The organism is Salinimicrobium oceani (genome assembly GCF_012037645.1).
In genome coordinates, this window is the sequence record NZ_JAAVJR010001128.1 from 1 (window position 1) to 355 (window position 355).

Annotated in this window: 1 protein-coding gene; it reads left to right on the forward strand. The window is 47.6% G+C overall.

Annotation, left to right across the window (positions count from 1 at the left end; translation table 11 throughout):
• The coding region (locus HC175_RS21105) for an NAD-dependent epimerase/dehydratase family protein (RefSeq protein ID WP_168139923.1) at window positions 1–355 on the forward strand (355 nt) is incomplete at both ends.

Genomic DNA, 355 nt, shown 5'->3' on the forward strand with positions numbered 1-355 from the left:
TGGCCCCCGCGGAGTTTATGATGAAGCGAAGCGCTTTCAGGAATCCATCACTATGGCCTACCACCGCTTTCATGGCCTGGAAACCCGCATTGTAAGAATCTTTAACACCTATGGCCCCCGAATGCGCCTGAATGATGGAAGGGTCATCCCTGCGTTTATTGGGCAGGCCTTACGGGGGGAGGATCTCACTGTGTTTGGAGATGGATCACAAACAAGGTCTTTCTGTTATGTAGATGACCAGGTTGAAGGGATTTACCAATTGTTATTGAGCGACTACGCAGACCCTGTAAACATTGGAAATCCGCATGAGATCACCATTAAAGATTTTGCTGAAGAGATCATCAAATTAACCGGA